Raw genomic sequence first — 12,664 nt, 5'->3', positions numbered from 1 at the left:
TCTCCTTTTCACATCAGCATTCTTGAAACTCATTAATAACGTTTAACACCTCTTTTAAATTCTCTATTACATACGAATCTTTGAAACTTCCGTCAAAGAAAACGTCTTTTTTCCATACAGCATGCATGCCCGCGCCTCTTGCGCCAAGCACATCATTTTCTGGATGATCCCCGATGTATACACTTTCTTCAGCCGACACATCAAGCGCTTTTAATGCTCGCAAAAAGATATCTTTATGCGGTTTTTTAATGCCTTCTTGTTCGGAAACAAGTATGGTATCAAAATAGTGATCAATTCCAAGCGCCTTAATATTCATCCACTGAAAGTCCGTAAAACCATTTGTGATCATGCCTAGTAACAACCCTTTTTTCTTTAGCTCTTTTAGTACATCCTCCATATGTAAAAACGGAACGCAGTGAGCTGGAAAATAGTGAAGGTAATCATCTAGCATCTCCTCCCACGTCAGATTCGAAAGATCATATTCGTTCAAAAGCTGCTCATATACTTTATCTTTCCATACGTAGCCTTTTTGATCTAACTCAATAAATCTAGATGTGTACTCTTGCTTCGGTATGAGTGCTAGTTCTTCACTATATCTCTCGTACTGATCTTGAATAAAAAGCTTTAGTGAACTGTCTCGGTCTAATAGTGTCCCATCTAAATCAAAAATGACGGCTTTAATCATGATTTTCCTCCTTTATATATAAATCATTCCAGCGATTGGTTAATTATAACATTTATAGCTAGACAGCTAACTAGATTTAATTCTTTCCTATAAAAAAGGAGACCTCTTGTTTGGACTCCTTTTTCTTATATCCTTTATTTCCTTGTACTTGAATTAATAGATGTATCTATAAAATCATTTACATATTTGCTTATTTCTCTGTACTTCGTCCAGTGTAAATAGTGATGACCTTGTAAAACAACTAGTTTTTGCGACGATACGTGACTTAATTGATTTTGGTAAAACGTAATATTTGATTTTCCTTCTTTTGCTTCTTTATCTATTTTTCTAGTAAAAATCATTACGGGCATTTTTGAAGGAAACGACATATCGAGAGTTTTATTTATATTGTTGTTCAGCTCTTTTGCTTCATCAATGACGTTTTTGTTGTAGCCTTTCCAGCTGGAGATTGCTTTTGTCATTTTTAAATTTTTTGCTGTATACGTTCCTTCTTCGGCTAGCGGTAGATACTGATTAGGACTAGTAAGCAGGGCTAAGCGCGCAAGTCCACTTGGCGCTAAAACACTCATCAAACTTGGTATATTCGGCGTTTCTTCTTTAAAATAATCCAGCGCTTTTGGCAACGTAGGGTCTATTCCAATAATTGCTTTTACTTCATCTGGATATTTATTAGCGTAATACATGCTGTACACGCCAGAAACTGAATGCGGCATTAATATATACGGACCCTTTATATTCGATTTTTGCAAAGCTTCTCTAATTTCGCTTACACTATTTTCTACCGTACTTTTTTTATTCGTAGTGTCACTCCATCCGTATCCAAATGGTTCTACTACCACAACTTTATTATCCTTCGACAGTTCATTTACTAAAGGTTCAAAATCCAGTGCAGGCGCAGGCGTTCCTAGGCCGGTTAGTAGTACAATCGTATTTTCCCCTTTACCTTTTGTATATACATGAATATCTCTGCCATCAACCTCTACTAATTGACCAATAGGCGGGTACTTTTTCTTTTCTACTGCCGTCATTACTTGATTCGTTACAACCCAAATGATGCATATCCCTAAAATAGCTACTATCATGTTTCGTAAAATTCTCAAGAACCTAAACTTTTTTTGCACGTTTACCTTTCCTTTCCGTAAGTAGCAGTTAGTAAGCCGACGAGAATGCTAGAGAATCTTTGGAACTGCTTACTTACTATGACGCTTCAGAAAACGTTTAGTTCTATTTCCTATATAAAATTTAAAAGAATGATAGCAGCTTACTTCAGCACTAAACGAAAAAAAGGCCTCTTCTTATGGAAGAGACCTTTTACTATTTATTAAAAAGAGAACAATAAAAACTGTAACTTCTTCACTTGATGCCTAAGCGTATAACTGACGCTACGTTTTTAGCCGTTCTTTCAATGTTTTCACTCGCTTTTTCCAGCGCTTCTGACAGATCGACCGCTCCGGGCACGACGCTGAATAACGCAGAAATACCATGTTCATATACAGCTTCGCTTCCCGTTCCAATGCTCCCTGCTATCGCTATCACCGGAACGCTATGCTTTTTTGCTGTTTTGGCTACGCCAATGGGTGTTTTTCCGTAAATGGTTTGTCCATCTATTCTTCCTTCACCGGTAATGACAAGATCGGCATTTTTAATATAGCTTTCTAGCTGAGTTGTTTTAATGACGATGTCTACACCTGGCTTTAAGCCCGCAGATAAAAATGCCAGCAGGCCGCCTCCTAGTCCTCCTGCCGCTCCGGCACCAGGAATACTTTGAATATGAATACCCATTTCTTTTCCAACAATCGCTGCGTAATGAGCTAAATTACGGTCAAGCTGTTTAACCATATCAGGAGTCGCACCTTTTTGAGGACCAAACACAGCGGATGCTCCGGTTTCACCCGTTAACGGATTGTCTACGTCGCACGCCACTTCTACTTTGACTTCAGCAAGCCGAGAATCCAAGTTTGTCAGATCGATAGAGGCTAACTGATCTAAACTGCCTCCTCCTTCTTTAATTTCTGCTCCGTTAGCATCAAGAAGTTTTGCCCCTAAAGCTTTTGCCATACCAGTTCCTCCATCATTTGTAGCACTTCCTCCGATGCCAATGATGATATGCTTTACTTTGTGATCTAACGCTTTAAGAATGAGCTCGCCGGTTCCTCGCGTTGTTGTGATAAGCGGGTTTCGTTTATCGACAGGGACATGATGAAGACCTGAAGCGGCTGCCATTTCAATAACAGCCGTGTTGCCGTCTCCAAGAATTCCGTAAAAAGCTTCCACCTCTTTACCTAAAGGTCCGGTTACTCGCGCTTGTATAATCTCTCCACCCGTTGCGTCTACAAGCGACTGAACAGTTCCTTCTCCTCCGTCTGCCATAGGTACTTTACTAATCTCCGCGTCTGGAAAATGGGCTTTTATTCCTTTTTCAACCGCTTCACAAACATGCAAAGCCGTTAAGCTTTCTTTAAATGAATCCGGTGCAATCACAATTTTCATAGAAACACTCCTTTTTGTTTTTACCCGTATAGCTTTAATACACCAAATATAAGCGTGGATACAATTGCCATAATGAGTCCAATCAGCGATTCATAAGGGATTAATTTTAAACGTTCTTTTATTTTCATATTTACACTTCCGCCCGTTGCGTGGAAAAAGCTTCCGTGCGGAAGGTGATCAAGTACGGTTGCTCCAGCATGAACCATAGCAGCCCCGGCTAAAGCAGAAACGCCTAGCTCTAAAATCGTCGAGCCAAAAACTTGGCTTGCGACTGCTGTTCCTGCCGTTGTCGAAGCCGTTGCGGCTGACATAAAAATACCTGAAACCGGTGCTAAAACATAAGCAGGCAACCCAATGGCAGACAAGCCTTGAATGATCACGTCTTTTAGCTGAGAGTTAGCAATGATTCCTGCTAATGTCCCCGTTCCAAGCAGCATAATGGCTACACCTGACATTTTCCCTAACCCTGAAATAGCGTATGTATTAAGCTGTTTTCCTTTTTTCATCACAATGGCACCAACAATCCCTCCTGCGGGAAGAGCAACCATCGGATCAACATTAATATCAAAAAGCGGACGCAGCGCCAGCAGGACGATGGTAACGATTGGCGCTATGATGGCTGTTAAAAACAGCGGCAAGCTGCTTGCATCCACTGTATCTATTTCTTCAGCTTGAACCATTGTTCCTTTTTTCACTAATCGTTTGGCTACTACATAAGTAGCTGCTACGCCGAATATAGCGGGAATAATCCCTGCGGCCATAACGGATGTAAGCGGAATATTAAATGCATCTGAAGCAGCAATGGCGTTAGGATTAGGAGACATTAAATTCCCTGCCTTTCCTCCTCCGATCATTGCTAGTAAAATAGCAGGCTTTGACATACCCGTACGTTTCGCAATAGCTAAAGCAATAGGGGCTACTGTGATCACAGCAACATCAACAAACACGCCTACTGTCGTAAGAATAAGTGTGGCTAGCGCTAGAGCTAAAAGTGCTTTTGTTTCCCCGAGTTTTTTTACAATGGTTTCTGCTATAACCGCTGCAGCACCTGATTCTATTAATACGCCGGCTAATACCCCAGCTGCAAGAATCCGCAGCACTGCAGGAATGATGCCTTGCGCTCCTTCAATCATTAAAGTAACGGTATCAGCAATATTAACTCCGCCTATCAGTCCTCCTATTAAAGCTCCGGCTATCATTCCGTATGCAGGAGCCACTTTCTTTAAGATTAATATAATGGCAATTACTAATGCACAAATCGCGCCTAATGCGCTTACTTGAACGTCCATAAAGCATCCCCTTTCTTATTTCTTCTATCCCCAGTGCTAATTGTAAGCGCTACCTTTAATTCTTTCATTAGTCATTTCAACAAAAAAAGACCTTGCTATCACAAGATCTTTTATGCACGTGCACAATTATGAAATTTTAGATAGCAGCATGGCTATATATAGTTCAAGAAGGTCTTTTACTTTCCTTGGATCTTTTCCCGTAATATCTTGAATTTTATCTAAACGGTAGCTTAGCGTATTTCGATGAATAAAAAGCTTTTTAGCTGCCGTGCTTCCTTCGCCATTTTCTTCTATGTAGATCGTTAACGTTTCGATAAGCTCTTTTTTCTTATCATATTCCTTAAGCTTTTCATAGTATTGCAACAGATCATGATTTTCTTGAAAACCGGCGCGTTGACGTAACAGTACGGGAATTTGATAATCCGAATAGCAGTAGAAATCAGCTTCTGGATGAAGCTTTGAACCAACCGAAAGCGTATCTTTTGCCTGCTGATACGATGTATGAAGGCATTTAAAATCAGCTTGAACAGATCCTGCAGATAATTTATAAAGGCAATCAGACGCACGAAGCTGCTTTTCCAGCTGTTCAGCATAGCTGCTAGCGCTGCCGTCTTCTATAGATTTTAATAGAACCACTCCGTCTGGAAGCATAGCGTATAGATCATTATTAGCTATGTATTTCTTTACAACCTTCATAACTTCATGGCGATTTTCAGCTTTAATAATTAGTGCCATTCTTGGAAGGTATAAGTTAATATTAAACCGATTCGCTCGTTCAAAAAATAAGGAATCCAGCGGCTCTTCTTGTTGAAAAAGCTGATGAACCACCTCTTCTTTTAATCGTTCATCCCACTGAATTTCCTCTATTAAAATCATTTCTTGAAAAATCATTTCAGCAGCCATACGCACAAGCTTTCCGTAATTACGAATCTGTTCTGGCAGTCCTGTTAATCCCACGACTCCAACAATGTCCCCGTTAAAGAGAATAGGCAAATTCACGCCCGGTTTGGCTCCACGCAGCGTGTCAGCCTGCTGCTGAGTAATTTCGTAGGAACTGCCGCTTTTTAATACCATTAGCGCTCCTTCGTGGATTTGGTCCATTCGCTTTTTGTCACCAGAACCAATAATGACTCCTTTTTCGTTCATCACGTTAATGTTGCAATCAATAATCTCCATTGTTCTATACACAATTTTCTGAGCTAATTCTTTTGTTACGTATCTCAAGCCTGCTCCTCTCTTTCTTTACATTCCCATCTTTTTAGTTTCTTTATTAAAGTAGAATGATCGATACCTAATTCTTTCGCTGCCTGCCGGAGTGATGGACAATGTTGAATAGTCTCTTTAACGAGTCGCTGTTCAAACTGCTCCACTTTCTTTTTTAGAGGTAAATAATCACATTTTTCATCTTCATGATAAGTATGAAAAGGTAAATGATGGGCTTCGATTGTTTCTCCAGGAATAGACACAATCATATTCTCCACCATATTTCGAAGCTCTCTTACATTTCCTGGCCATTGGTAAGCTTCTAATACTTGCTTCGCTTTATTTGATATGCGCTTTTGGACGTAATACAAGCTGCAAAAGTAGGAAACATAATGATCAACCAGTAAACTGATATCCTCTTTACGTTGAGATAGAGGCGGAAGGCTGATTTCGACTACCTTTAAACGGTAGTATAAATCTTCACGAAACCTCCCCTTTTTAATAAGCTCTCCTAGATGTTGATTTGTTGCCGAAATGATTCGTATATCGATACTTTTTGTTTTAGTTCCTCCAATTTTCTGTACCTGCTTTTCCTGTAACACTCGAAGCAGTTTCACTTGCAAGGAAATCGGCATTTCACCAATTTCATCAAGCATCAAGGTTCCGCCATCAGCGAGTTCTAACAGTCCTATTTTCCCTTCTGTTCGAGCGCCAGTAAAAGCTCCCTTTTCATAGCCGAACAACTCCGATTCTAGCAACGGCTCAGGAATGGCTCCGCAGTTCACTTTAATAAATGGCTGATTGTTTCTATCGCTTGAATCGTGAATAAGGTTAGCGACTACTTCTTTTCCGGATCCTGAGGGACCTGATAGAAGAATACTTGTAGGAAACGGAGCTACTCGTTTGGCTTGCTGATAAACCAAGTTCATCCTATTGCTTTGAAACACTAGGGGCTGTTCCGAGCCATTCACTTTCACAGCGTATTTATTTGCATTCATATGCGAAAACTCTTTTACCTTTAACAGCTCTTTTTTAACTGCGTTTAACTGTGTAATATCCTGTACAGTGGTCACAACGAGCTCTATTTCACCTTGTTTGTTAAACACTGGATTTCCTGTTACCATAACGTCTCTTTCGCTTGAAATGGTTTGCATAATAGAGCGCTGCTGTTTTTCTACTAACACAAGTAGGGAAACAGATTGATCAATATATCCTTCATCGATAACGGTTTGCATATGCTTTCCTAATACGTCTCGTTTATTTGTTCCCGTGATTTTTTCATAAGCTTCATTTACATATATCGTTATTCCCTTTTTATTTACTACATATATTCCGTCCGTAGAGAATTCAATGATGGCCTGTAACGTTTCGTTCGTCAAATCTTTTTTCCCTTTAAAAGAAGTCATTGTTTCGCATTCCTTTCTTATGGTGAATTCCCGCCAACATATGTTGAAACTTTTCACCACTAACCATTCAATGCACAATAGCCTTTTTCCTTCTAAAAGCGGTGAATTTTTTCAGCACTTGGTTATAAGAACCGAGGAAAACGGCGCTAATATTTACTTTTCAAATACTGGCATAAAAATTGCAGTTTAGTATGTTGAAAGAATAGGAAAGAGTCTATCCATTTTAAAAAGGATTATTCTCTCCAGCATATAGGGTAAATGTAGTATAAAGCTATTTTGAAAGCGCAAACAAAAATCCAACTACGTTTAGGAGGCTATTATATGTGTAATATTATCAAACCTAACCCAAAGCTTTATGTGATGGACAACGGCTCGATGCAAATGGATAAAAACTGGATGCTTGCAATGCATAACCCAGCAACTGTTAAGAACCCTCAGGCACCTACGGAATTTGTAGAGTTTCCAATTTATACTGTATTAATTGATCATCCTGAAGGGAAAATTCTGTTTGATACAGCCTGCAACCCTGAATCAATGGGACCACAAGGGCGTTGGACTGAAACAACTCAACAAATGTTTCCTTACTCCGCTACAGAAGAATGTTATTTACCAAATCGATTAGAACAATTAGGGGTTGACCCTAAAGAAATTAAATTTGTTGTTGCCTCCCACCTTCATCTTGATCATGCCGGCTGCTTAGAATTGTTCACTAACGCCACTGTTATCGTTCATGAAGATGAGTTAAACGGCACTCTTCAGTCTTATGCACGCAATCAAAAAGAAGGTGCTTACATTTGGGCTGACATTGACGCCTGGATAAAAAATGACCTTCGTTGGAAAACGATTAAACGAAACGAAGATACCATCAAACTGGCAGAAGGAATTAATGTCTTGAATTTTGGAAGCGGACATGCTTGGGGTATGCTTGGTCTTCATGTTCATTTGCCTGAAACAGGTGGCATTATCTTAGCATCCGATACAATCTATACAGCTGAGAGCTATGGTCCTCCTGTTAAACCACCCGGTATTATCTATGACTCTCTTGGATATGCAAACACGGTTGAACGTATACGCCGTCTAGCCTACGAAACTAATTCGCAAGTTTGGTTTGGTCACGATGCAAATCAATTTCAGCAGTTCCGCAAATCTACTGAAGGTTATTACGAATGAAATCAAGCAGCTGCTTAATATAAAAAAATTTTCTATAAATCGGAGGGCAAACAAATGACCATTTCAAAACTAGTTTTCACCCCTCTCAGCTACACAGGATGGGGATCACTTCAGCAACTGCTTCCGGAAGTAAAAAAATATGACCCTGCTCATATTTTAATCGTCACAGATCCCGTGTTAAAAGACATTGGACTTGTAGATAAAGTGAGTGCTCCTCTTATCCAAAATGGATACGAAGTAGATGTATACGCAGATACGGCACCAGAGCCGCCCTTAGCGCTTGGTGAAAAACTCGTATCTTACGCAAAAAGCCGAAAATTTGATTTAGTCATTGGAGTTGGCGGCGGCAGCGCATTAGATTTAGCAAAACTTACGGCCGTTTTAGCCGTTCATGACGGAGCTGTAGAAGAATATTTGAACTTAACTGGCACGAAACAAATTACGGAAAAAGGGCTTCCAAAAATTTTAATTCCTACGACCTCCGGCACGGGCTCAGAAGTAACGAATATTTCTGTATTATCTCTTGAAAGCAGCAAAGACGTCGTGACCCACGACCATTTGCTTGCGGACGCCGCCATTGTAGATCCCGAGCTTACGCTGAGCGTTCCTTCTAAAGTAACGGCAGCTACAGGGATTGATGCATTAACTCATGCCGTTGAGGCTTATGTATCGGTAAATGCAAATCCAGCAACGGACGCCTTAGCCCTAAAGGCTATACGTATGATCAGCTCTTCTTTAAGAACAGCTGTAGAAAATGGCGAAGATAAAGAAGCACGAACTCAGATGAGCTACGGAAGCTATTTAGCAGGTCTCGCTTTTTTTAACGCTGGTGTTGCTGGTGTTCATGCACTTGCATATCCATTAGGCGGACAGTTTCATATTTCTCACGGTGAATCAAACGCCATACTGCTTCCATACGTTATGGGCTATATCCGCAGCAGCTGCGTGACAAAAATGCGGGATATTTTTGAAGCACTAGGTGGAAACGCTACTTCTTTATCCACAGAAGAAGCTTCTTATCAGTGTGTAAAACACCTGCAGTCACTTGTCAAAGACGTCGGAATTCCTCAGACTCTTCGCGGATTTGATATTCCAGAAAGTGCCCTTCAAAAGCTGACAGAAGATGGCGTCGAGCAAAAACGAATTCTTGCTCGAAGTCCTTTGCCTCTTCATGAAAAAGACATACGAGCCATTTACCAATCCGCTTACGATGGAACTATAGTAGAACCTATGCACTGAAAAACTCCCCCTTATATAAGGGGGAGTTCTATTTATGCTGCTTTGGCCGTTGTACCAAAACGATTCTCTTTTGGATCGCTAGGCTGGCAGAATAAAACAATTAGCCAAATACCTCCAATGAGTGGAACCAATGTAATGAGCTGCCACCATCCGCTTTTTCCCGTATCGTGGAGTCTTCTTGCTCCTACCGCTAACGAAGGGACTGCAATCAATAACGAGTAGATTACAGGCAGAAAAAGAGGCTTATCAATAGCGAACTGTATGAAAGACAGAATAAATGAAATAACAAAGTTAACTAACACAAACATCCAGTATTCAGTTCGGCTTGCTCGACCAGAAAATACCCCGTAATTCTTTAACACCTTTATGTACCATTTCAACTACAACATCCTCCTTTTTTATCATATAATTGTAAATTTATAGTTTATATATCCTTTTTATTCAAAAAACAAACCGTTAAATGAACAAATAACGACATTTTTTATCCAAAAGAAAAAACTTCTTTAAAAAAAGAAGTTTTCTTCATATATTATGCTTTTTCTATTTAATCAAATTATTTCGGTCTTCCATACTTGGCGGTTCCTCAAGCCATCCGTTTTTGGCCATGATTTTTCCCCCGTCTTGCCCGTATGTTAAAATGTCTTTGGCCGTACTGACAAGTGTAAGAGGAAGATCTCCACGCAAACTAAACGCGGTGCCCAAAGCGTTGCTTCCCAGCCCGAAACTACAGAATAAACTCACGCAGTACATCATTAGTTTATCTGAAAAAGGCGCTATTTTTGACTCGGTTGCTTTCGCACCCCACGTCGCAGGCGTCTGGATATCGCTCTCTAGAAGAATTTTGCTATAATCACTTACAACTTTTTTAGCCAGCTCTTTTCCTTTTACAAAGTACTTCTTCACTTCAGGTTCATTTGCTACTTGAGCGAACCCTGTAATCATTTGCATGCCAAGAACGTTGCTTTCAATTGCATAATAAATATGTGCTACCTCTACAGTATTTAATGCACGTTTACTCGAAAACAAATGGATTCCATTCATGTAATCTGTGCCTTCGGCAAACTTCACTGTTTTAGGTACTGAAACAGCTGGAGGTCTTGGAAGCACGTTTTTTTCCTGAAGATAATCTACACATTTGTCATAGCCACTTTGCGTGAAAGCGGTAAGCTCTTTATATAGTGAAATCATGTCTTTTCTGTAGGACATGGTTAAATGAAGCGTATGTAGCCCCATGCTAATTTCTTTTAAAAGGCGAAGAAACATAATATCAAACATCTTATCATAAAGCTTAGGAACATCGACATTTACGTCTTTTTCTGTGTATCCTACCGGTATGGCTGCCCCTTCATTCTGTAAAATTTTTTTGATATCTTCAATGTAGTTCACCACTTGGGTATACGTATCTTGCATAATTTCTTTTGCCCCGTCATCTTCTGCGTGCGCAATAAAATATTCTAAAATTCTTCGGATCATTGTCTTTTGCTGATAGGTCATCCAAAGAGTAGCAATTTCACTTGAACTTAAGGGTATTTCTTGACTCATACACTAAACCTCCTGCTAGGGATACATAGAGCTCTATTTATTCAAAAGTCGGCATCTGTACAAGTGAAGATTGTATTCTACTTTAACGTTCATTCACGTAATCAGATACAAAACTCTGTCTCTTCCTCAATTAATTCTGCTTCATTTACTATGCGCAAACTGGAAGAATTCTATGTATTTCCCCTTGCTTTTAAATGGAGGAAACAAAAAAAGCCCCTTTCCATTCAAGGCGCTTTTTCAAAGAAAACGGTTTTATTCCGTCGTATCAGAAATTCTTTTGTAACTTCCGCACTTTTTTAGATATTGAATAATATCTTGATCTTTTACACGCTGGATAGCTGTTCCGAACAGTTCTGCTGCTACCTGCATACGTTCGTGTTTATGTTCAATGGTCATAATATATCGAAGCGCATCCACAACCGGTGCATTGTGACGCGTACGACGAGTTATGTACTCGTGAATGGCTTCATTTAACCCTTCCGATTCCGCTTGTTGAAACTCAGGTTTTCTTACTGCTTGACTATATACCACTTTTTTGCCACTCCTTCTCCTCATTTTTAATCATGTTTTATCTCTCTTTTATTTCCAGTTCCCTAACAAAAAGGAAACAAAACATGCAATCTTAACTTTTTTATAAAAAAACAATTATTTTTCATAAAGCTCTAACAAGCGTTTGTGTATCCAAATAGCAGCTTGTAAACCTTCTCCCATCGCTACCGTAACTTGTTCAGAATGAGCCACAATGTCTCCTGCTGCCCACACGTTTGAAACATTTGTTTCTTTTGTACGCGGATTTACGATAATGTGCTGATTTTCTAGGAGTTCTGCTCCGAGCTCATGCGCTAACTCTGTTCGAACTTTATTTCCTCCGAACGCTAAAAAACCTCTTTCTCCATAAATAAATTCATTGTTTTCGAGGATGACGCCTTTTAACATTTCTGCTTCAGCTATGACTTTTTTTATTGCCGCTTCTTTATAGGTAATTCCCTTTTGCATCAAGGTATCTGCTAAAGGTCCAATTTCTTTTTTGTCATGATTAATGTACGTAATGTCATTTGTCCAATATGTTAACGTAAGAGATAAACTGGCTCCTGCTTTTCCTGACCCTAGTACTAATACCCTTCTATTATTTACTTCATATCCGTCGCAGTCGGGACATACATATACGGTTGTTCCCATACAGTGATATAGCTCTTGCTGAAGTTCAGAAGGAATCCGGTCTACGACTCCGGTCGCAAACAATAAAGTAGCTGCTTCGTAGTGAGCAGATTTTGTGATGACGTTAAACCCTTCTATTTCTTTTTGACACTGTATGACACGATCTTCTGTAAATTGAATGCCGTAGCTTGTTGCTTGCTGCCTTCCCGTTTCTCTTAGAGTTTGCCCGCTTATTCCCTCAGGCCATCCCAATATATTTTGATAATTTTTGCAGAGATTGGAACGTCCATCGTTTGAATCAATAACCAATACACTGCGCTTATATCTTCCAAGCTGAATAGCGGCTTGAAGTCCTGCAATTCCTCCACCTATAATGACGCAGTCATACTTGTCTGCCACAGCACATCACCCCAGCTTTTATTATTTTCTAAACGAAAGCTTCAGTTTCTCATTATCTGTTTTTGTATTATTTTTATACGCTT

12 protein-coding genes are annotated in these 12,664 nt (G+C 39.7%); 2 read left to right on the top strand and 10 right to left on the bottom strand.

All coding sequences use genetic code 11. From position 1 onward, the window contains the following. Positions 1 to 13 precede the first annotated feature (13 nt). From ACWATA_RS10450 to ACWATA_RS10425, 6 genes are all read right to left on the bottom strand, one after another. A complete protein-coding gene (locus tag ACWATA_RS10450; protein ID WP_098600098.1) occupies positions 14 to 685 on the bottom strand; it encodes an HAD family hydrolase in 672 nt (223 codons plus the stop codon). Between the two features lie 134 nt (positions 686 to 819). Then, complete coding sequence (locus ACWATA_RS10445; RefSeq protein WP_473050216.1) at positions 820 to 1,713, bottom strand: alpha/beta fold hydrolase; 894 nt, start codon at positions 1,711 to 1,713, stop codon at positions 820 to 822. Between the two features lie 325 nt (positions 1,714 to 2,038). Further along, positions 2,039 to 3,175: a glycerate kinase gene (locus ACWATA_RS10440; RefSeq protein ID WP_473049815.1), complete on the bottom strand. Its 1,137-nt coding sequence runs from the start codon at positions 3,173 to 3,175 to the stop codon at positions 2,039 to 2,041. 20 nt (positions 3,176 to 3,195) lie between these two features. After that, positions 3,196 to 4,464 carry a GntP family permease gene (locus tag ACWATA_RS10435; RefSeq protein WP_047750704.1) on the bottom strand — a complete coding sequence of 423 codons (1,269 nt, stop codon included), beginning with the start codon at positions 4,462 to 4,464 and terminating at the stop codon, positions 3,196 to 3,198. 126 nt (positions 4,465 to 4,590) lie between these two features. Continuing rightward, positions 4,591 to 5,688, bottom strand: coding sequence for a sugar diacid recognition domain-containing protein (locus ACWATA_RS10430; RefSeq protein ID WP_473049814.1), 1,098 nt, complete (start codon positions 5,686 to 5,688; stop codon positions 4,591 to 4,593). Further along, entirely contained in the window at positions 5,685 to 7,073 is a 1,389-nt protein-coding gene (locus tag ACWATA_RS10425) for a sigma-54 interaction domain-containing protein (RefSeq protein ID WP_098999504.1), read from the bottom strand. Before ACWATA_RS10425 ends, ACWATA_RS10430 begins: the two co-directional genes overlap by 4 nt. A 321-nt stretch (positions 7,074 to 7,394) precedes the next feature. Between ACWATA_RS10425 and ahlS the strand changes: the two genes are divergently transcribed. Together ahlS and ACWATA_RS10415 are read left to right on the top strand one after the other, a co-directional pair. After that, entirely contained in the window at positions 7,395 to 8,243 is an 849-nt protein-coding gene (ahlS, locus tag ACWATA_RS10420; RefSeq protein WP_098999503.1) for an AhlS family quorum-quenching N-acyl homoserine lactonase, read from the top strand. A gap of 54 nt (positions 8,244 to 8,297) precedes the next feature. Next, positions 8,298 to 9,482, top strand: coding sequence for an iron-containing alcohol dehydrogenase (locus ACWATA_RS10415; RefSeq protein ID WP_473049813.1), 1,185 nt, complete (start codon positions 8,298 to 8,300; stop codon positions 9,480 to 9,482). A 32-nt stretch (positions 9,483 to 9,514) separates the two neighbouring features. Here the strand turns inward: ACWATA_RS10415 and ACWATA_RS10410 are convergent, their stop codons facing one another. From ACWATA_RS10410 to ACWATA_RS10395, 4 genes are all read right to left on the bottom strand, one after another. Continuing rightward, positions 9,515 to 9,862, bottom strand: coding sequence for a DUF805 domain-containing protein (locus ACWATA_RS10410; RefSeq protein ID WP_367078079.1), 348 nt, complete (start codon positions 9,860 to 9,862; stop codon positions 9,515 to 9,517). Positions 9,863 to 10,022: 160 nt separating this feature from the next. Further along, positions 10,023 to 11,024 (bottom strand): DUF3231 family protein, encoded by a 1,002-nt coding sequence (locus ACWATA_RS10405; protein ID WP_473049812.1) that lies wholly within the window; start codon positions 11,022 to 11,024, stop codon positions 10,023 to 10,025. A 252-nt stretch (positions 11,025 to 11,276) separates the two neighbouring features. Continuing rightward, the gene (locus ACWATA_RS10400) at positions 11,277 to 11,555 is read right to left on the bottom strand and encodes a hypothetical protein (RefSeq protein ID WP_028412968.1); all 279 of its coding nucleotides are present in this window, start codon (positions 11,553 to 11,555) and stop codon (positions 11,277 to 11,279) included. A gap of 114 nt (positions 11,556 to 11,669) precedes the next feature. Next, on the bottom strand, positions 11,670 to 12,581 hold the full coding sequence (locus tag ACWATA_RS10395; RefSeq protein WP_257042432.1) for an NAD(P)/FAD-dependent oxidoreductase: 912 nt from the start codon (positions 12,579 to 12,581) through the stop codon (positions 11,670 to 11,672). Positions 12,582 to 12,664 lie beyond the last annotated feature (83 nt).

It is taken from the genome of Priestia sp. USM5 (assembly GCF_058323215.1).
This window is presented reverse-complemented; position numbering and strand designations above follow the sequence as displayed.